The following is an 18,142-nucleotide window of genomic DNA, read 5'->3' as shown; positions in this document are numbered from 1 at the left end:
CCGGCGCACAAAGGCCCCCGGCGTGATGCGCCGGGGGCCTTTGTCATGTCCGGCTCAGCGCATCGGGAACAGGCCGACGCGGCCGTGGAACTCCCGGCCCAGCTCGTCGGTGTCCGAGCCGACCAGCAGCCCTTCGGGCAGGGCGATGAACACCCGGACTCCCACGCCGCGCTTGCGGGTCGGGTTCCACGACAGCGCCCGCCCCGTCGAGGAGCTCACCGCCCCGATGCCCGGTCGCGCCACCGCACCCGGGCCGGGGCCTTTGGCGTCGCTGCCGTACGGGTTGTCGAAGTAGCGCTGGTGCCCGCCGAGGTAGACGGCCGACCCGGTCACCGCGAGCGCGTACAGCGAGTCGCCGCCGGTGCGCTGCACCCAGGTCGGGTTGTGCCGCCCGCTGCCGGCCACCTCGAAGCGCGCCGCCGAGTCGCACAGCCGGTCGGGCGAGGACGCGCGCCCGGTCGCCGCGACCACGAAGTACGAGCCGTCGGGGGAGAACTTCACCTGACGCAGGTAGGTGTCGAAGCCCTTCATGCACTGCGGCTTGTAGGCATCGGTGTACCAGCTGGACAGCTGTGCGGACGGGCCCGCGACGTCGAACATGGCGATCTGGGTGCGGTCGTAGCCGCTGGCCCGTAGCAGGGCGCCCACCGCGACCAGCCGGCGTCCGTCGGGCGAGATGTCGAAGTGCTCGACCCGGGTGCGGGCCAGCCCGGGGGCGGTCAGGCGGGCGTCGAAGCCGGTGTCGACGGCGCCGCTGATCGCGTTCACGCGGGCCAGTCCGGCCCGGTTCACCCCGTTGATCGTCTGGAACGTGCCCGCCGCGTACAGGCGGGAACCCCGGGCCTGCAGCGCCCGTACGTCGCCCCAGCCGATCCGCGCGGCGAAGGAGCTGATCCGCTGACCGCCGAGCGTGAGCCGGGTCAGACCGCGCTGGGCGGCGCCGTTGACGGTCTTGAACGCGCCGCCCGCGTAGACCGTGCCGTCGGGGCCCGCCGCGAGCGAGTACACCGCGCCGTCGACCTGCGGGGCGAAGGTGCGGATGGCCCCGTCGTGCAGGTCGAATGCGAAGAGGTTCTTGCGGGCGAACGTCGTCCGGCGGGTGCTGTCGGTGACCTTGGTGAAGGCCCCGCCGACGACCACCGTGTCGCCGATCACGGCCATCGACCAGACCGTTCCGTCCATGACGTGCGGCGTGTAGTCAACGGGGTCGGTCGACACCAGCGTGGAGTGGGCCATGTCGGCCGCGGCGGGGTGCGCGCACGCTATGGCGGCGGCAACGACGGTGGCGGCGGCTATCAGGCGGCGGCGCATGGCGATCTCCTGGTCGTAATACCCGAAATTTCAGGTGATCAGCGAGTTTGTCACCGAATCAACGACCTAGGGGCGCCGCGGGGAACGATCAGGCCATCTCGTCCATGTGGTTGACCATGAAGTAGGCCGCCCGCTCCAGGTAGTTCCACAGCTCGTCGTGCTGGGCCGGGGGGAGCTCGAGAGAGTCGACGGCGTCGCGCATGTGCTTGAGCCAGGCGTCGCGGGCGGCGACGTCGACCCGGAACGGCGCGTGCCGCATGCGCAGCCGCGGGTGCCCACGGCTCGCCGAGTACGTGTTCGGCCCGCCCCAGTACTGCATCAGGAACAGCGTGAGCCGGTCGGCCGCGGGGCCCAGATCCTCCTCCGGATACATCGGCTTGAGCAGCGGATCCTCGGCGACACCGGCATAGAAGCGGTCGACGAGGCGCCGGAACGTGGGTTCGCCGCCGATGGCGTCGTAGAAGTTCGGTGCGGTCACCCATCCATCCTGCCAGCCGGACGGCGCCACGACCGCTGCGGTCAGGGTCGCTCGGGTGTGACGCTGGTCGTCGCCACGGTGGAGCGCAGCGGGGCCGGCGTGGGCGGTGGCGCGGAGGCGTTCTCGGCAGCCTCGGTGGCGGCCGCGAAGGTGGCCGGCTGCGGCCACCGGTGGGCCAGCAGCGCCAGGACGACCGTGCCGCCCACGCTCCACAGCCCGACCACCATCGGCAGCCAGAAGTGATCGGCCAGCCAGCCGGTGACCATCACGGCCCCGAACTGGCTGAACTGCATGCCGGTCTGCATCACGCCGTACGCCCGGGCGCGGTATCCGTGCGGCAGGATCAGCACGAACTTGCCGTTCAGGGTGGGCATCACCCCGCCTTGCGCGATGCCGGACACGGCCACCAGCGCGGCGACGACCGGTGCGGGCGGCGCGGCCAGCGCGGGCACCAGGGCGAACGCGGAGAGCACGGCGAGCGGGCGCACCAGCCGGTCACGCCGGACGGGCCCGATGAACCGATTGATCAGCAGGCCGCCGACCACGAAGCCGATCGGCCCGGCCGCCATGATCAGGCCCTGGTTGATGCCCCGGTCGGCCGCGTCGCCCCCCTCGGCGGCCCAGGCCGCGGCCAAGCCCTCGGGCACGATGGCGAACATCGTCAGGACGAACACCATGATCGCGATGGCGCGCAGCGTCGGCGCGCCGAACACCAGCCGGAACCCCTCGACCGACTCGCGCAGCAGATGGCTGCGGTGGGCCTGGGCGTACGCGGGCGGCCGGCGCTGCACGAAGAGCGCGATCAGAGCGGCCGAGAGCGCGAACGTGACGACGTCGATGACGAGCGCCACCTGCGGATTGATCGCGGTGGCCAGCGTCGCCCCGGCGAGATAGCCGAACACCTGGGCCGCCTGCACGCTGGTGGCGTTGACGGCGACCGCGGTGGGCAGCTTGGCGCGGCCCACGACGAGCGGCTGCAGCGCCGAGCGGGCGGCCTGTGTCGGGGGCGTGCCCAGGCTGGCCAGGAAGATGATCAACAGCATGGCCGGGATCGGCAGGTGCGGGATCAGCAGCAGCGCGATGAGCACCATGCGATACACGTCGGCCGTGAGGAGCACGCGGCGATAGGGATAGCGCTCGGCCAGCGCGGAGAGCAGCGTGCCGCCGATGACCCAGGGCAGGTAGCTGACCGCGAAGGCCGCGGCCGAGACCAGCACCGATTTGCTCTGCTCGTAGACGAGGACGGTGATGGCGGCGCGCGCGAGATAGTCGCCGACCCAGTTGGTGACCAGCGAGAGATAGAGCGCCCGGTATTCACGAATGGCAAACAGGTCGCGAAACGTGACCAGGCGCTCGCCCTCCGTAGTCGCGCGATGCCGACCGGCCCCTCGCGCGTCCGGGTCCTGGGACACCAGCCCTCCATCGTTTTCGGCTTTCCGCCTGATCGCGGCGGTCACCGGGCACGTCCGGCTCGGGTCCGCGCCCGAAAGGAACGTGATGCCGCATGTGCAGATGCTCAAGCGGATTCTGCCCGATCGTCCGAGTGGATGCTAGGGCGTACGGCCGGATTGTCGGCCGTTCGGTCGGCCCCGGCATCACCCGGACGAACTAATCCCAGCTCAGGTCGCCCCGCCCGGCCGCTGCTCACTTCCGGAATTCTGGAAGAAAGCGGGCGGCACCGCGCCGCGTGGAAGCAGCCGGGAGGCGGCGATGCGCTCGGACAGCCCGGAGGTCTCCAGCGACTCGGTCAGCGCCCGCCGGAGGTCGCGCTGCACCGCCAGCTGGCCGTCGGCGGTGGTCTTGGCGATGGTCCGGATCACCGCGCCGTCCACAGTCAGCTGCTCGACGCCCACGACGTCCGGCGGCTCGAGGAACTCGGTCTGGTGGTCGGTCTGGTTGGCCACGGCCTCGGCGGCGTCGCGCAGCACCGCGATCGCCTCCTCCGAGCTGACGAAGCCGATCGGGATGTCGATGACGACCATGGCCCAGCCCTGGCTCTTGTTGCCGACCCGGACGATCTCGCCGTTGCGGATGTACCAGAGCACGCCGCGCGCGTCGCGGATCTGGGTGATGCGCAGGCCGACCGTCTCCACCACGCCGGTCGCCTCGCCCACGTCCACCGTGTCGCCGACGCCGTACTGGTCCTCGAGCAGCATGAACAGGCCGGCTATCAAGTCCTTGACCAGGCTCTGGGCACCGAAGCCGAGGGCCACGCCGACAATGCCCGCGCTGGCCAGCAGCGGGCCCAGGTTGAAGCCGAGCTCGCCGAAGACCAGCAGCGCCGCCATCGTGAAGACCACCGCGCTGACGAAGCTGCGCAGCACCGACCCGATCGCCTCGGCCCGCTGCCGCCGGCGCTCCGGGATGAACTGGCCCTCCTCGGCGTTGGCCGACACCCGCTCCTTGAGCGGCTTGAGCAGAGCGGGCATCGAGGCCCGGCTGGTGCTGGTGGTCAGGCGGTCGATCGCACGGTGGATCAGCCAGCGGATCAGCAGCGCGATCAGGATGATGCCGATGATCCGCAGCGGCTTCACGATGATCACGTAGCTGCTGTTGGCGAGCCATTGATTGCCCGTCCACTCGAAGACCCGGCTGCACACCACGTCGGTGTCGCAGATCGCCGTCACGTCGGGCGTGACGTAGACGTCGGTCGGGGCGGACGGTTCGGGGGAAGGGGCTAGCAACAACACGGGGAGCCACCGTACCGGGCGGACCTGGGCCGGCTCTCAGCCACCGCTCAGCGCTGTGACCTCAGACGTTTACCGTCCGGCCACGGATTGTGCTCGCAATTTGGTCATCCATCAGGGACTATTGGCGCACGAGGCATCGTCGTCGACGCCTCGCTACTCGTCTGCGGATTCAACAGGAGCGGTGACTAGCACCTACACCGAAGGGTGATCGCGATGCCTGACATACGACCCACAGTGGGCTCATCCGCGTTGGTTCTGAACGCCACCTACGAGCCGCTGTGCGTCGTATCGGTGCGTCGAGCGACCATCCTCGTCCTGACGGCCAAGGCGGAATGCGTCTCCGACGGTGACGGCATCCTGCACAGCGCGCACACCAACCTGCCGGTCCCGTCAGTGGTGCGTCTGACCCGTTACGTGAAGGTGCCCTATCGCACCCACGTCGGTCTCTCCCGCCGCGCGATCTTCGCCCGTGACGGCGGCCGCTGCGCCTACTGCCGCGGCTCGGCCGAGACCATCGACCACGTGTTCCCGCGCAGCCGCGGTGGCCTGCACGCCTGGGACAACGTCGTCGCCGCCTGCGCCAAGTGCAATCACAGCAAGGGCGACAAGACACCGGCCGAGCTGGGCTGGCGGCTGCATCAGATACCGGCGGCGCCCCGCGGGGTGGCCTGGCGCGTGCTCGGACATCGCACGCCCGACCCCCGCTGGGCCGACTGGCTCGACCTCCCCGCCGCCCCGGCTGTCACAGCCGAGGCGGCGTAGTTTTTGGAGCCTCCGGCCGGCTCGGCGGTCAGGCGTTCTTCGCGGCGACCAGCGAGGCGAAGACGACGATGTTGTCCGAGTAGCCCGTGCTGCCCCCGACCCAGCGCCCGCCGCAGGTGATGAGCCGCAGCGACGGCCGGCTGAAGTCGCTGTAGACGCGCTGCACGGGCAGCTTGCCCTTGTCGAAGTGCTCGACGGAGTTCACCTCGAACACCGCCACCGAGTTGTCGGCCCGGGTCACCTCGATGCGCTGCCCGGGCTTGAGCCGGGGCAGGTGATTGAAGACCGAGGGTCCCGTACGGGTGTCCGCGTGCCCGACGATGAGGGCCGGCCCGAACTGGCCCGGGGTGGGCCCGCCGTCGAACCAGCCGGCCTCGTTGTGCCGCTTCAGGGGCGGCACGTCGACCGAGCCGTCAGCGGCCCGGCCCACCTCGAGGATGGGCGCCTGCACGTTGATCGCCGGGATGCTCAGCCGCTCGGGCCGGCTCGGGTCGAGCACCGGGAAGGCCCGCGGCGGGGGCTGGTTCTTCGGTGCGCTGCCGAAGACGGCGCCCAGGTCGAGGTTGGTGGCCGCGCCGATGCCCATGGCCACCACGAACAGGCCGAGGAAGAGCAGGGCCAGCGCGATGAACCCGATCGGCCACGGCTTGCGGCCGCGCATCGGCCGGGGCGGCGTCTTGGGCCGGGGGCGCGGGCTGGGGGCGCGGAACGGGTGCCGGCCGGGCGCCGACCGCGGGGCCGGCAGCGGGCCCGTGATGACACCGGGCGGGGGCGCGACGATCTGGGCCGGCCGCTTGCGCAGCACCGACTCGGGCATGCGGGGCCCGGATGCGGGGGGTGTCTTTCGGCCGGCCATGTGCGCCTCAGCCGAGCCGCCGCCGGCGCAGCGAGACCGCGCCCAGCCCGATGGCCGCCGCCACGATGGCCAGCCCACCGCCGATCAGCAGGGGGGCCTGGCGCCCGGGAGCCGTGCCGCCGCCGCCCGTGGCCGGGCCGCGGGCCGGTTGCACCTTGGCCACCACGTGCAGGGTGGCTGTCGCCGTTGCGCCGTCGGGGCAGCTCAGGTCGACCCGGTAGTCGCCCGGCCGGGTGGTGCCGGGCACCCGGGCGGTGGCGGTCAGGAACCCGTATCTCGGCGCCACTGTCACCGAGCCGAACAGCCCGGAGCTGGCCGTCGCCGCCTTGAGATTGTCGTCACAGGAGGCGCGCAGCCCGACCTCGTCGCCCGCCGGGACGGTGCTCGGGCTCAGTTCGAGGAAGATGGCCGCGCGGGCGGCCGCCGCGGGCTGGGCGACGAGGACCGGGACGAACAGGACAGACAGGCTCAGAACGAGCGCCGCCAGGGCGGCGGGGACGGGCAGGCGCATCAGTTCCCCCTCCTGCCGCTCGTGGACGCGTGGGCACGAACGGCGCGTGAGGGTGATTTTCGCACCCCGGGGCCGATTCCGCGTAGATCCCGACGGCGTGAGAAGCCGGTTCGACACCCGACGGTCCGGGACGACCGGCGCTCCGCTACCGTGACAGTTGTTCGGATCAACTGGGAATACAGACGCCTGGGGGCGTTGAGGTTGTCGATATCTTTCACCGTTCTGGTCTACGTGATCATTCCGGCTGCCGTGATCGGGTTGATCGTCGCGCTGACCTTCGCGGGCACGCGTGACGAGAAGCAGCCCGACCGCCGATACCGGCCCGGTCGTCCCTACGACTTCCGGCCGATCTGGTTCCTGGCCGCGCCGGAGCAGGTCGTCGGGGCCAGTGGCCGTCCGGCCCTGACCGGTCCCGTGCTGGAGGACAGCAGCGGCGCCCGGGTCCAGCCCGGTTCCACAGGAGGCGCAAGTGACAGCTGGTGACCTGGCCCAGCAGGGCGGGCAGGATCAGCCCCTGACCGAGCTCGAGCACCCCGGTGGCGACAGCATCGTGGCTCACCACGAGCCGAGCGCGGCCGACGGGCCCTTCACGACCCGGCAGCTGCTGCGGCTCGACCACGCGCTGCGCATCGCGAACACCGAGACCGGCCTGACGTTCAGCGTGTTCATCGGCGAGTTCGAGACGACGCCCGCTCGGGAGCACGCCGAGCAGCTGCACCGGCAGATCGACGGGGCGGCCCGGGCCGTGCTCATCGCGATCTCGCCCAACCAGCGCAAGCTCGAGATCGTCACCGGTGCCGAGGCGCGCAAGCGCATCTCCGACCGGGACGCGAAGCTGGCCGGCCTGTCGATGGCGGCCGCGTTCGCGGGTGGCGACCTGGCCGGCGGCGTGGTCGCCGGCCTCGACCAGCTGGCCAGTCACGCCGGTCGGCCGTAGTCGGATCTAGGACAGAGCCCTCGCCCCACCGCTGGTGGGGCGGGGGCTTCTGTCGTGGGCGGGGAAAAGCTTCCCCGTCGAAACGCGGCGGTAACAACGGCATGTAGGTAATCTCGTTACTCCGCGCTACGTTGCGTGTGGTCGTGGAGGTGGTCCGGTTGGTGATGACGAGCCCGGCTTCGATGACCGAGCAACAGCAGCGGTGGACGGCGCCGGACGGCCGTTGGTCCGAGCCCGACCTGCACCTGTTCCCCCAGGACGGGCACCGCTACGAGATCGTCGACGGCAGCCTGCACGTCGCCCCGCCCGAGCCCGAGTCGCACGAGGCGCTCGTCCGCGCGATCGTCACCACCCTGCGCACGGCGGCCCCGCCCGGCTGGTGGGTCTGTGACCGGCTGGGCGTCGAGATCGGCGACAGCAACGTGGTGCCCGACGTGACGGTGCTGCGGCCCCGCTCGTCCGGCGCGATCTGGTGCGACCCGGACGACGTGGCCCTCGTGGTCGAGGTCGAGACCCCGGCCACCCGGCGCTTCGACCGTTTGCTCAAACCCTCCCTGTACGCCGAGGCCGGCATCGCGGCGTTCTGGCGGGTCGAGCCGGGCCGGACGAGCCCCATGCTGCGCACGTACGAGTTGGGCGCCGCCCGCTACCGGGCCGTGCACAGCATCGAGGGCGCCGAGCCGGTCAAGCTCGACGCCCCCTATCCCGTCCGGGTCGCCCCGGCGGCGTGGCTCTAGCCGGCCGCGGAGACATCCTTCGCGCGGGCCTTGAGGGCCCGGACGACGCCGTCGCGGCCCTCGGCGACCAGCCGGCGCAGCGAGGCCGGGTTGCCTTCCTGGGCCAGCCACGCGTCGGTCCGGGCGACCGTCTCCTCGCTGATCTGATAGACCGGGTAGCCCATCATCACGAACTCCTGCGCGGGCTCGCTGTCCGAGCGGGCCCACACGTCCGCGACCACCTCGAAGAACTTCTCGGCGTAGGGCGCGGTCAGGTCGGGCCGCTTGGCGCTCTGGAAGCCGCTCAGCAGCGAGCGGTTGAGCCAGTTGGGCACGTCCCGGTCGCCGGTCAGGTCGGCCCACACGCGGGCCTTGTTCTCCGGCGTCGGGATCAGCGCGCGGGCCACCGCCGCCTCCCGCTCGCCGCTGGCCGTACGGTCCGAGTTGAGCTCGTCCTCGATCTGCTCGTCGGTCGCCGCGCCCAGCGAGGCCAGCGACTGCAGCAGCGACCAGCGCAGCTCGGTGTCGACGACCAGGCCTTCGGGCACGCCCTCGCCGTCGAGCCAGCCGCGCAGCACGGCCTGCTCCTCGGGCGTGCGGGCGGCCCCGATGAACGAGCGGGCCCAGGTGAGCTGCCAGCCGCTGCCGGGCTCGGCCGCGGCCAGCGACGTGCGGGCCAGCTCGGCCAGCTGGGCCCAGCCGGTGGGCTGCCAGGCCGGGTCGGCGTACTGCGCGACGGCGGTCGCCGCCTGCCGGGCCGTCCAGGTGGTGAGATTGATGTCGGTCTCGGCGGGCAGGCCCGAGCAGACCAGCGTCACGTAGTCGCGCGCGGCCAGCTCGGCGTCGCGCAGCATGTCCCACGCGGCGTTCCAGCACAGCGCGCGCGACAGCGACGAGTCGAGCCCGTCGATGTGCCGCACGACCGTGGCCATCGAGCGCTCGTCCAGCCGCAGCTTGGCGTACGAGAGGTCGTCGTCGTTGAGCAGCAGCACGTCGGCCGCCTTGACGCCGGCCAGGGCGGCGATCTCGGTGCGCTCGCCGGTGACGTCGATCTCGAGCAGGTCGCGCCGCACCAGCCGGTCGCCCTCGAGGTCGTAGAGGCCGACCCCGATGCGGTGGGTGCGCAGCGTCGGGTAGTCGGCCGGCGCCTCCTGCTGCACGACCACGCTCGCGTACGTGCCGTCGGAGCCGATCTCGACCACCGGGCGCAGCGTGTTGACCTGGGCTGTCTCCAGCCACTGGGCGGCGAACTTGCGCAGCTCGCGGCCGGACGCCGTCTCCAGCTCGGAGAGCAGGTCGTCGAAGGTGGCGTTGCTCCAGGCGTGCTTGCCGAAATACGCCCGCAGACCGGTGAGGAAGGAGTCGAGACCCACGTACGCGACCAGCTGCTTGATCACGCTGGCGCCCTTGGCGTACGTGATGCCGTCGAAGTTGACCTCCACGGCCTCGAGGTCGGGCATCTCGGTGTAGACCGGGTGCGTCGACGACAGCTGGTCCTGGCGGTAACCCCAGCTCTTGCGGACGGAGAGGAAGGTCGTCCAGGCGTCGGTGAAGCGCGTGGCGTGCGTGTTGCACCAGTGGCTGGCCCACTCGGCGAACGACTCGTTGAGCCACAGGTCGTTCCACCAGCGCATGGTCACGAGGTCGCCGAACCACATGTGGGCCATCTCGTGCAGGATCGTGTTCGCGCGCTGCTCGTACTCGAAGTCGGTGACCTGCGAGCGGTAGATGTAGTGCGCCTCGGCGTGCGTCACGCAGCCGAAGTTCTCCATCGCGCCGGCGTTGAAGTCGGGGACCCACAGCTGGTCGTACTTGGGCAGCGGGTAACGCACCCCGAACTGCTCGTGGAAGAAGTCGAAGCCCTGCTTGGTGACCAGGAACAGGTCGTCCGGGTCGAGATATTGCGCCATCGACGCCCGGCAGAAGACACCGAGGGAGATGCCGTCGTGGGTGTCCCGGACCTCGTGGTACGGCCCGGCGCAGAGCGCGGTGATGTAAGTGCTCATCCGGGCCGACGTCTGGAAGTGCACGGTCTTGGCGCCGGGGCCCGCGGCCTCGTCGCGGTCGACCGGCATGTTCGAGATGACCTTCCAGTGCTTCGGGACTGTCGCGTGCCAGGTGTAGACGCTCTTGAGGTCGGGCTGGTCGAAACACGCGTACACCCGCTGGGCGTCGGCGGTCTCGAACTGGCTGTAGAGGTAGACCTCCTTGTCGACCGGGTCGGCGCTGCGCTGCAGGCCCTGCCCGCTCGCCGAGTAGGCGAAGTCGGCGTCGACCACCAGCTCGTTCTCGGCGGCCAGCCCGGTCAGGGTCAGGCCCTTCTCGGCCGAGAAGCCGGTCAGGTCGATCGCCGCGCCGTTCAGCGTGGCCGACCGCACGGAGGCGGCGGCGGTCTCGATGAAGGTCTCCGCGCCGGGTTCACTGCAGGTGAATGTCACCACCGTGGTGGAGCGGAAGGTGCCGTCGCCGGGATTGCCGTGGCCGTCGGTCAGATCCAAGGTGATGTCGTACCCGGTGACATCCAGCAGGCGCGCCCGCTCGGCTGCCTCCACCTGGGTCAAATTACGAACTCCGGCCACAGTCACTCTCCTCTGAGCGCACAAGCTTTCCTAGCCAGCCTAGGCGTCTGTCCGGGGCCGCACCTCACCCGGAGTCAGGCTGCTACCGACCGGACCGGAGATCGGTCCCAAATGTGACTCAACAAGGGGTGTCCCGGCGAAAGCACTACCCGGTACCGCGTCATCTCGTTGGATGGGGTGATGCACACCTCATTTCACGCGGAGGCGAAGATGGCGGACTCCGAAGCCGTCGCCCAGTCCAGCATCGCGGTCCACCGCGGCGCCTGGACGAACCTGCCGGCCGAGACGGCCGCCCTGGTGGCGCCCCCGATCACGGTGCAGGCCGTCCCGGTCGAACGCCGGGTCGGGCGCTGGCGCCAGGGCCAGCAGGCCAGGTCACGTGGCAACATGCCCGTCGGCAAGCACGTCCGGGCCGCCCGGTAGTTTCGACCCATGACGGTCGTGCACCCGATCAGCCGGGCTTGGGTCACCACAGGTGGCACCGGCGCCCAGAACTACGACGAATTCGCCGACGACGCCGAAATCACGTCCATCATCGCCGACAATCCGCATAGTTCTCTCGCGATCGAGATGCCGCACCTGGCTCCCGACTCCCTGGGCCGGTCGTTCGCCCAGTCGCTGCCCGACGCGGTGGCCCGCCTCGCGGTCGCGCGGGCCGAGGGTCTCTACACGCCGGCCGACGAGGTGGTGGTGCTCTACCGCATCACGGCGCCCGGCGAACCCCCGGCGTACGGGCTCTGGAGCATGGTCGACACCGACCAGATCTCGACCAGTGCCGACGAGCCCGGCCTGGTGATCCGCAACGAGGACGTGTTCCTCGAGAAGGTCCGCGAGCGGGTGGCCCTGGCCGAGGCCGTGGCGACGCTGCTCTCGCCGGTGCTGCTGCTGCAGACCACCCGTGGTGAAGAGCTGCACGCGGCCCTGGCCGCCGCCACCGAGCAGGCGGGCCCGCCCGCGGCCACCGACACCGACCAGACCGGCCGCACCCACGCCATCTGGGTGCTCGGCCCCGGCCCGCTCCAGTCCGAGCTGACCGCGCTGGCCGGCGGGGGCGAACTGGTGGTGGCCGACGGCAACCACCGCAGCCTGGCCGCGCAGACCGCCGGCCTGCCCCGCTTCCTGGCCGTCGTCACCACGCCCGCCTCGGTCGCCATCCAGCCCTACAACCGCCTGATCAGCGAGCTCCCGGTGAGCATCGAGGACATGCTGGCCCGGCTGCGTGCGGCCGGCGCCACGGTCACCGAGGTGCCCCGCCCCGCGCAGATCCCGGCCAAGGGCACCGTCGAGCTGTACGCGGCGGGTCGCTCGTTCACGGTCGGGCTGCCGGTCGACGTCAACCTGCCCGACGTCGACAACCTCGACCACGCGCTGGTCGAGCGCGTTCTGCTGCGCGACGTGCTGGGACTCGACCCGGGCGACAAGCGGATCAACTACGTGGGCGGCGACTACCCGGCCGAGTGGCTGCGCGGCGAGGCCGACGCCGGGCGGTCCGAGCTGGCGGTGCTCGTGGCGCCGGTGACCGTGGACGACTTCGTCCGGGTCAACCTCGAACGGCAGAAACTGCCCCGCAAGAGCACTTGGTTCACCCCCAAGGCACGCGGCGGTCTCGTCCTCGCCCAGCTCGACTGAGCGCATGCTCAGCCCTCAGGTCACCGCGGCGGCCGGGCTCCGGTCCCGGCCGCCGGCCACCCTCACCGACCCGTACGAGGTCCTGCAGTTCATCCGGCAGGCCATGGAGGACGCGAACGAGGCCGAATGCGGCCCGGCGCTGCCGCTGCCCGTGGTCGTCGACGTCGACGCCGGGGGAGTGCCGGCCCGGCTCTACGCCGCCCGGGTCGACGCGCCGGTGCTCGTCTATCTGCACGGCGGCGGCTGGTGCTACGGCAGCATCGAGACCGTCGACCGGTTCTGCCGGCGGGTCGCCGACCGGTCCGGCTGCGCGGTGCTCTCGGTCGGCTACCGGCTGGCCCCCGAACACCCGTTCCCGGCCGCCCTGGAGGACGTCGAGGCGGTCCTGGCCCACGTGCGGAAGGCGGGCGCGGCCGAGCTCGGGGTCGACCCGACCCGGCTGGCCATCGGCGGTGACAGCGCGGGCGGCCAGCTGGCCACGGTCGCGGCCCGCCGGCAGCGCGACGCGGCCACCCCGCTCGACCTCCAGGTGCTGATCTATCCCGCGATCGACCCGATGACCGCCTCGGAGTCGTTCGACGAGGTCGGCTCGTACGGGCTGGACCGGGCCGCGATGAAGCGGGCCTGGGAGACGTACGTGCCCGACCCGATGACCCGGTTCACGCCCGATGTGGCCCCGCTGGCCGCCGAGGACCTGACCGGCCTGCCGCCCACCCTGATCATCACGGCGGAGTACGACGCCCTGCGCGACGAGGGCGCCGACTACGCCGACGCGCTCATCACGGCCGGGGTCCCCGTCGTGCACACCCGGTACATGGGCGTGAATCATGGTTTCGCCCGCAAACTCGCGGTGATCGACGACGCGCGGGTGGCCACCGATCAGGTCGCGGCCTACCTGCGCGCGGCCTTGACCTTCTGAACCTCGGATTTCTGAGAGAGTGAGTCCATGCGCGTCTACCTGGGTTCCGACCACGCCGGTTACGAGCTGAAGATGCACCTCGTGAACCACCTGATCAAGCAGGGCCACGACGTCGTCGACGTGGGGCCGCACGTCTACGACCCGGAGGACGACTACCCGGCGTTCTGCCTGCACACCGGGGCCAAAGTCGTCGCCGACGCGGGTTCCCTGGGCATCGTGATCGGCGGTTCCGGCAACGGCGAGCAGATCGCCGCCAACAAGATCGACGGCGTACGGGCGGCGCTGGTCTGGCGCACCGAGATCGCCCAGCTGGCCCGCCAGCACAACGACGCCAACGTGATCAGCATCGGCGCCCGCGAGCACACCCTGGACGAGGCCACCGCGTTCGTCGAGACGTTCCTGGCCACACCGTTCTCCGGCAACCCGCGCCACGCCCGCCGGATCGGCCAGCTCGCCGAGTACGAAGCGGGCCGCCCGGAGCTTCCGGCCCTGCCACAGGGCTAACGGTTGCGGGGCAGGTCCTCACGCGGCACCCAGTTGCGGCGCACGATCGTGAGGTTGGTGTCGGCGTCGGCCAAGTCGGAATCGGTGGGGCGGGCGGCGTCCCGGGCGCGCAGGGCCGCGCCCACGCTGACCTGGGAGGAGCCCGAACCGACCAGGCCGCGCAGGCCGCGTTCGGCCTCACGGTCGTCGCCGTTGGCGGCCGGGGGGCGACGGGCGGCACCGTTGCGGGGTGGGCGCACGACGCGTTCGACCGGCGGGGCCGGCGAGACCGGTGTGGCCGGCGCGGTCGGCACGGGTGTCTCCACCGCCGGGTCCTCGATCGGGCCGGTCACGGCTGAGCCCGCGGCCGGCCCGGTGGTCTCGTCGACGGGCGCCGGCGGGGCCGGCGCGGCGTTCGGTGAGGAGGAGGGACGCAGGCGGCGGCGTCGGCGTTCGGGCTCACCCATGCCGCCGACGCTACCCTGATCGCGGTCAGAACACCTCGATGGCGCTGGGCTGGCGATGCCAGGTGAACGCCGTCGACGGCAGGTTGTCGGTGAACTGTTCGACCCGGCCCGCCGTGACCAGCGTGGCCAGCGTCGTCCCGCCCAAGTAGGCCGCGCCCAGCTCGGTGATCGAGCAGGCCAGGTCGGGGGCGTCCCCGGTGCGTACGCAGGAGGCCTTGTCGGGACCCCCAGTGAGCCGCCACCTGCCGTTGTTGGCCTCGATGATCGGGTCGGTCACCTCGATCACCGCGTCGACCGGACCCGCGTAGCGCCGGGCCTCCAGCGCCGCCGGCAGGTCGATCAGGCGCACCCACAGGCTGTCGGTGAAGCTGCGGCCGAGTTTGCGGGGCTCGTCGACCATGAACTGCAGTTGCTCGTCGACCGCCCCGAAGTGGAACGACGCCTTACGGGCCAGGTCGAGGCTGAGCAGGAAGCGCCACAGCTCGGCGTAGACGCCCGGGTCGGCCGCCACCACCTCGCGCACGCGCACCTCGGCGGCCGGGCCGTGGATGCTCCAGTCGTCCTTGACCCGCCACGTCGCGTATCCGATCGGCCCGTCGGGCGTCTCGTAGAGCACGGCCCGCATCTCGGTGCCGCCGTCGCGCTGGTCGTCGTTGTCGGTGAGCAGGTAGTTCCACCAGTACTCGGGGCGGCTCGACCAGCCGACCCGGTGCACGCGGAGCCGGTCGTGCACGGCGGTCAGCTCGGCCTGGGCGTCCTTCGGCGCGGCCAGGCGCAGACGGCCGGCGGGCGCGGCGGGGCCGGTGATCCGCACCTCGCGGTTGAGGATGTCGAACCGGAGCCGGCTCGCGGCCGGGCCGTAGCCGAAGCGGGGGTAGATGGCCGTCTCGCTGGCCCACAGGACGGCCAGCGGCTCGCGCCCGGCCGCGGCGATCTCGGTCAGCTGGTGCCGCATCATCGAGGTCAGGATGCCGCGGCGGCGGTGGGTGGGCGACACGCCGACCCCGGTCACGTGGGCCGCCGGGACAACCGCGCCGGGCACCGTCAGGTCGCGGGTCTGCGCGGCGGCCGTGCCCACGACCAGGCCGGCGTCCTCGGCCACCAGCGACCGGCCGGGCTCGATGATCATCTTTTCGAGCTCGCGCGACTCGTCCGTCGCGTGCTCGTGGAAAACGAAGAGCAGCAGGTCGGCGATCGCGCGCCGATCGTCGTCGGTGGCGGTGCGCACGCGCACGGATTCGTCCATGGGAACTTGTGTAACGGAACGCGGCGCTACGAGCGAACGATTTGTAGGCTGGCTACTCTCGAAGAGGCGGGTGGGACGCACCGCCGACCGGAGGGGGAGTCAATGCCTGAGCAACCGCAGTGGTCGGAGCGGACGCTCGACATGCCACCGCAGGACCCGTGGGCCGACGCGCCCACCGCGCAGACGCAGGGGCCGCCGCCACCGACGGCACCCTTCTCGGCCGTGGAGCCGGAGGCGGAGGCGCGGGCGCCGTTCAGCCAGGGCCGGGCCCAGGTGAACGCGCGGCCCCAGCCGCCGTACGCGGAGCACGAGCCGACCGGCACGGGCTGGCCCGGCGCCGGCGCTCCCGGTGGTCACCACCCGAGCATGAGCTGGAAGTGGAGCGAGCTGCGCCTGGGCGGCGAGTGGACCAGCGCCGCGGTGCTGTTCGCGTTCGTCTGCTGGGGCATCTGGGCGCTTTCCGGCGACGGCCCGTTCGGCACGCCGACGGTGGTGCTGGTGGTGACCCTGGCGGTCGCGGTCGGCGTGTTCTGCCTGGCCCGGCTCGTCGGTCACCTGGTGCTGGAGCGCCAGATGGGCCGTGTCCGGCGCACCGCACGCGGGTCGCACCTGGTCACGGCCCTGTTCCTGGCCGTCGTCGGTCTCGCCTGGCTGCAGCAGACCGAGTGGGTGATGGACGCGGTCAACTGGGTGACCGGCCTGTTCAGCGGTTAGCTGACCGGCTTGCCGCCCGTCACCCCCAGCACCTCACCGTTCGTGTAGCTCGACTCCGGGCTGGCGAAGTAGACGTACGCGGGCGCGAGCTCGGCCGGCTGGCCGGGCCGCCCCAGCGGGGTGTCCGACCCGAAGCTCTGCACCTTCTCGGGGTGCATGGTCGCGGGGATCAGCGGCGTCCAGATCGGGCCGGGCGCCACCGCGTTGACCCGGACACCCTTGTCGGCCAGGTCCTCGGCCAGCGCCTTGGTGAAGGCCACGATGCCGCCCTTGGTGGTGGCGTAGTCGAGCAGGTGGGCCGACGACTGGTAGGCCTGGATCGACGCGGTGTTGATGATCGTCGCGCCCGGGCCCAGGTGCGGCACCGCGGCCCGGGTGAGCCAGAACATGGCGTACAGGTTGGTCTTCATCACCCGGTCGAACTGCTCGGTCGTGATGTCGGTGATCCCGCCCGGCTGCGCCATCTGGTACGCGGCGTTGTTGACCAGGATGTCCACGCCGCCCAGCTCGGCCACCGCCCGCTCGACGATGGTCTTGCAGTGCTCCTCGTCGCGGATGTCGCCGGGCACCCGGACCGCCTTCTGCCCCGCCTTCTCGATCAGCTGGGCGGTGTCGGCCGCGTCCTCTTCCTCCTCCGGCAGGTAGGAGATCAGGACGTCGGCTCCCTCCCGGGCGAACGCGATGGCCACCGCCCGGCCGATGCCGGAGTCGCCGCCTGTGATGATCGCCTTGCGGCCGGCCAGCCGTCCCGAGCCCTTGTAGCTCTCCTCGCCGTGGTCCGGACGGTCGGGCATGGCCTCGGTCGAGCCCGGCGGTTGCTGCTCGCCGCCGTCGAGCGGTGACTCGGGGTACAGGTTGCGCGGATCCACGGGTGGCCTCCTTCGTGATGTGTGGGAACGAGCACGGTATGCCCGGAAGCCGCTCGGGTATTCCGGCCGCCGTGATGGATCAGCGGGTAGGCGTCGTCGTGATCACCTGGCAGCGGCGTGACGAGGCTCTGGCGGCCGTCCAGCGGCTGAGCGAGCTGCCCGAACGGCCCCCGATCGTGCTGGTCGACAACGGCTCCACCGACGGCACCGCGGCCGCCGTACGGGCGCAGTTCCCCGACGTGGACGTGGTCGCGCTGGACCGCAACGAGGGCGCGGTCGGTCGCAACATCGGGGTGGCCCGGCTGCGGACGCCGTACGTGGCGTTCTGCGACGACGACACGTGGTGGGAGCCCGGCTCGCTGACCCGGGCCGCCGGCGTGCTCGACGAGCATCCCCGGCTCGCCCTGGTCAACGCGCGGATCGTGGTCGAGCCGTCCGGCGCGGAGGACCCGATCGTCGCCGAGCTGCGCGACTCGCCGGTGCCCGGTCCCGACTGGCTGCCCGGCCCTGCGCTGGGCAGTTTCCTGGCCGGCGCCTCGGTGGTCCGGCGGGAGGCGTTCGTGCAGGTCGACGGGTTCAGCCCGCGGCTCTGGCTGGGCGGCGAGGAGGAGCTGCTGGCCACCGATCTGCTCAGCGCGGGGTGGGAGCTGTGCTATCTGGACGACTTGGTGGTGCACCACCGGGCCTCGGTCCTGCGCGACGCCACCCATCGCCGGCGGGTCGGTCTGCGTAACACGCTGTGGTTCGTCTGGCTGCGCCGTCCCCTCGGCCCGGCCCTGCGCCGCTCGCTCTTCCTGGCCCGTACGGTGCCGCGCGACCGGACGTCGGCCCGCGCGCTCTGGGACGCCGTCCGGGGCCTGCCGTGGCTGGTGCCCGCGCGCCGACCCCGTCCGGCCGAGGTCGAGGCGCGGCTGGCCGTGCTGGACGAGACACAGCGGCGGTCGCAGGCCCGGCGTTACGTCGGCTAGGGCCTGT

At 71.7% G+C, this 18,142-nt stretch carries 20 protein-coding genes; 10 read left to right on the top strand and 10 right to left on the bottom strand.

What is annotated here, in order from left to right:
• Positions 1-54 precede the first annotated feature (54 nt).
• The 4 genes from BKA14_RS24735 to BKA14_RS24720 form a co-directional block, all read right to left on the bottom strand.
• Positions 55-1,311, bottom strand: a complete 1,257-nt coding sequence (locus tag BKA14_RS24735; protein WP_184953251.1) for a delta-60 repeat domain-containing protein — start codon at positions 1,309-1,311, stop codon at positions 55-57.
• Positions 1,312-1,399: 88 nt separating this feature from the next.
• The gene (locus tag BKA14_RS24730) at positions 1,400-1,789 is read right to left on the bottom strand and encodes a globin (RefSeq protein ID WP_184953250.1); all 390 of its coding nucleotides are present in this window, start codon (positions 1,787-1,789) and stop codon (positions 1,400-1,402) included.
• A gap of 41 nt (positions 1,790-1,830) precedes the next feature.
• Positions 1,831-3,201: an MFS transporter gene (locus BKA14_RS24725; protein WP_184953249.1), complete on the bottom strand. Its 1,371-nt coding sequence runs from the start codon at positions 3,199-3,201 to the stop codon at positions 1,831-1,833.
• Positions 3,202-3,408: 207 nt separating this feature from the next.
• Entirely contained in the window at positions 3,409-4,476 is a 1,068-nt protein-coding gene (locus tag BKA14_RS24720; protein WP_221478030.1) for a mechanosensitive ion channel family protein, read from the bottom strand.
• Between the two features lie 216 nt (positions 4,477-4,692).
• Here BKA14_RS24720 and BKA14_RS24715 point away from each other — a divergent pair, with 216 nt between their 5' ends.
• Positions 4,693-5,241, top strand: a complete 549-nt coding sequence (locus tag BKA14_RS24715; RefSeq protein ID WP_184953247.1) for an HNH endonuclease — start codon at positions 4,693-4,695, stop codon at positions 5,239-5,241.
• A 28-nt stretch (positions 5,242-5,269) separates the two neighbouring features.
• Here the strand turns inward: BKA14_RS24715 and BKA14_RS24710 are convergent, their stop codons facing one another.
• Both BKA14_RS24710 and BKA14_RS24705 read right to left on the bottom strand, forming a co-directional pair.
• Positions 5,270-6,058, bottom strand: a complete 789-nt coding sequence (locus BKA14_RS24710) for a class F sortase (RefSeq protein WP_239093441.1) — start codon at positions 6,056-6,058, stop codon at positions 5,270-5,272.
• A 46-nt stretch (positions 6,059-6,104) separates the two neighbouring features.
• Positions 6,105-6,608 (bottom strand): hypothetical protein, encoded by a 504-nt coding sequence (locus BKA14_RS24705; RefSeq protein ID WP_184953245.1) that lies wholly within the window; start codon positions 6,606-6,608, stop codon positions 6,105-6,107.
• A gap of 150 nt (positions 6,609-6,758) precedes the next feature.
• On the opposite strand from BKA14_RS24705, the gene ctaJ reads away from it, so the two are divergent.
• The 3 genes from ctaJ (at position 6,759) to BKA14_RS24690 (ending at position 8,282) form a co-directional block, all read left to right on the top strand.
• Positions 6,759-7,091: an aa3-type cytochrome oxidase subunit CtaJ gene (gene ctaJ / locus BKA14_RS24700; RefSeq protein WP_239093439.1), complete on the top strand. Its 333-nt coding sequence runs from the start codon at positions 6,759-6,761 to the stop codon at positions 7,089-7,091.
• Positions 7,092-7,155: 64 nt separating this feature from the next.
• Positions 7,156-7,545 carry a DUF5130 family protein gene (locus tag BKA14_RS24695; RefSeq protein ID WP_184956939.1) on the top strand — a complete coding sequence of 130 codons (390 nt, stop codon included), beginning with the start codon at positions 7,156-7,158 and terminating at the stop codon, positions 7,543-7,545.
• A gap of 182 nt (positions 7,546-7,727) precedes the next feature.
• Positions 7,728-8,282 (top strand): Uma2 family endonuclease, encoded by a 555-nt coding sequence (locus BKA14_RS24690; RefSeq protein ID WP_184953244.1) that lies wholly within the window; start codon positions 7,728-7,730, stop codon positions 8,280-8,282.
• On the opposite strand, the gene pepN is transcribed toward BKA14_RS24690, so the two are convergent.
• Positions 8,279-10,840 (bottom strand): aminopeptidase N, encoded by a 2,562-nt coding sequence (gene pepN / locus BKA14_RS24685; protein WP_184953243.1) that lies wholly within the window; start codon positions 10,838-10,840, stop codon positions 8,279-8,281. The genes BKA14_RS24690 and pepN overlap by 4 nt on opposite strands.
• A gap of 210 nt (positions 10,841-11,050) precedes the next feature.
• Between pepN and BKA14_RS24680 the strand changes: the two genes are divergently transcribed.
• The 4 genes from BKA14_RS24680 to BKA14_RS24665 are packed head-to-tail and all read left to right on the top strand — an operon-like array spanning position 11,051 to position 13,892.
• Positions 11,051-11,263, top strand: a complete 213-nt coding sequence (locus BKA14_RS24680; protein ID WP_184953242.1) for a hypothetical protein — start codon at positions 11,051-11,053, stop codon at positions 11,261-11,263.
• Between the two features lie 9 nt (positions 11,264-11,272).
• Positions 11,273-12,469: a DUF1015 family protein gene (locus tag BKA14_RS24675; protein ID WP_184953241.1), complete on the top strand. Its 1,197-nt coding sequence runs from the start codon at positions 11,273-11,275 to the stop codon at positions 12,467-12,469.
• 4 nt (positions 12,470-12,473) lie between these two features.
• On the top strand, positions 12,474-13,388 hold the full coding sequence (locus BKA14_RS24670) for an alpha/beta hydrolase (protein ID WP_184953240.1): 915 nt from the start codon (positions 12,474-12,476) through the stop codon (positions 13,386-13,388).
• Between the two features lie 27 nt (positions 13,389-13,415).
• A complete protein-coding gene (locus tag BKA14_RS24665) occupies positions 13,416-13,892 on the top strand; it encodes a ribose-5-phosphate isomerase (protein ID WP_184953239.1) in 477 nt (158 codons plus the stop codon).
• On the opposite strand, the gene BKA14_RS24660 is transcribed toward BKA14_RS24665, so the two are convergent.
• Together BKA14_RS24660 and BKA14_RS24655 are read right to left on the bottom strand one after the other, a co-directional pair.
• Entirely contained in the window at positions 13,889-14,338 is a 450-nt protein-coding gene (locus BKA14_RS24660) for a hypothetical protein (protein WP_184953238.1), read from the bottom strand. The two genes, BKA14_RS24665 and BKA14_RS24660, sit on opposite strands and share 4 nt — an antisense overlap.
• Positions 14,339-14,363: 25 nt before the next feature.
• A complete protein-coding gene (locus BKA14_RS24655; RefSeq protein WP_184953237.1) occupies positions 14,364-15,584 on the bottom strand; it encodes a GNAT family N-acetyltransferase in 1,221 nt (406 codons plus the stop codon).
• 102 nt (positions 15,585-15,686) lie between these two features.
• Between BKA14_RS24655 and BKA14_RS24650 the strand changes: the two genes are divergently transcribed.
• On the top strand, positions 15,687-16,298 hold the full coding sequence (locus BKA14_RS24650) for a DNA-directed RNA polymerase II (protein WP_184953236.1): 612 nt from the start codon (positions 15,687-15,689) through the stop codon (positions 16,296-16,298).
• On the opposite strand, the gene BKA14_RS24645 is transcribed toward BKA14_RS24650, so the two are convergent.
• Positions 16,295-17,167, bottom strand: a complete 873-nt coding sequence (locus BKA14_RS24645; RefSeq protein ID WP_369076729.1) for an SDR family oxidoreductase — start codon at positions 17,165-17,167, stop codon at positions 16,295-16,297. The two genes, BKA14_RS24650 and BKA14_RS24645, sit on opposite strands and share 4 nt — an antisense overlap.
• A gap of 38 nt (positions 17,168-17,205) precedes the next feature.
• Here BKA14_RS24645 and BKA14_RS24640 point away from each other — a divergent pair, with 38 nt between their 5' ends.
• Positions 17,206-18,135 (top strand): glycosyltransferase family 2 protein, encoded by a 930-nt coding sequence (locus BKA14_RS24640; RefSeq protein WP_184953235.1) that lies wholly within the window; start codon positions 17,206-17,208, stop codon positions 18,133-18,135.
• Positions 18,136-18,142 lie beyond the last annotated feature (7 nt).

This window comes from Paractinoplanes abujensis, from assembly GCF_014204895.1.
Taxonomy (GTDB): Bacteria; Actinomycetota; Actinomycetes; order Mycobacteriales; family Micromonosporaceae; genus Actinoplanes; species Actinoplanes abujensis.
Note: the sequence above shows the minus strand (reverse complement) of the source record. Positions and strands in the feature narration are given on the sequence as shown.

What these genes read in the sequence shown, in the direction of transcription:
- BKA14_RS24735 (WP_184953251.1), bottom strand. Translation starts at nt 1,311, where the DNA reads ATGCGCCGCCGCCTGATAGCCGCCGCCACCGTCGTTGCCGCCGCCATA.
- BKA14_RS24715 (WP_184953247.1), top strand. Translation starts at nt 4,693, where the DNA reads ATGCCTGACATACGACCCACAGTGGGCTCATCCGCGTTGGTTCTGAAC.
- BKA14_RS24710 (WP_239093441.1), bottom strand. Translation starts at nt 6,058, where the DNA reads ATGCCCGAGTCGGTGCTGCGCAAGCGGCCGGCCCAGATCGTCGCGCCC.
- BKA14_RS24705 (WP_184953245.1), bottom strand. Translation starts at nt 6,608, where the DNA reads ATGCGCCTGCCCGTCCCCGCCGCCCTGGCGGCGCTCGTTCTGAGCCTG.
- BKA14_RS24690 (WP_184953244.1), top strand. Translation starts at nt 7,728, where the DNA reads ATGACCGAGCAACAGCAGCGGTGGACGGCGCCGGACGGCCGTTGGTCC.
- BKA14_RS24680 (WP_184953242.1), top strand. Translation starts at nt 11,051, where the DNA reads ATGGCGGACTCCGAAGCCGTCGCCCAGTCCAGCATCGCGGTCCACCGC.
- BKA14_RS24675 (WP_184953241.1), top strand. Translation starts at nt 11,273, where the DNA reads ATGACGGTCGTGCACCCGATCAGCCGGGCTTGGGTCACCACAGGTGGC.
- BKA14_RS24670 (WP_184953240.1), top strand. Translation starts at nt 12,474, where the DNA reads ATGCTCAGCCCTCAGGTCACCGCGGCGGCCGGGCTCCGGTCCCGGCCG.
- BKA14_RS24665 (WP_184953239.1), top strand. Translation starts at nt 13,416, where the DNA reads ATGCGCGTCTACCTGGGTTCCGACCACGCCGGTTACGAGCTGAAGATG.
- BKA14_RS24660 (WP_184953238.1), bottom strand. Translation starts at nt 14,338, where the DNA reads ATGGGTGAGCCCGAACGCCGACGCCGCCGCCTGCGTCCCTCCTCCTCA.
- BKA14_RS24655 (WP_184953237.1), bottom strand. Translation starts at nt 15,584, where the DNA reads ATGGACGAATCCGTGCGCGTGCGCACCGCCACCGACGACGATCGGCGC.
- BKA14_RS24650 (WP_184953236.1), top strand. Translation starts at nt 15,687, where the DNA reads ATGCCTGAGCAACCGCAGTGGTCGGAGCGGACGCTCGACATGCCACCG.
- BKA14_RS24640 (WP_184953235.1), top strand. Translation starts at nt 17,206, where the DNA reads ATGCCCGGAAGCCGCTCGGGTATTCCGGCCGCCGTGATGGATCAGCGG.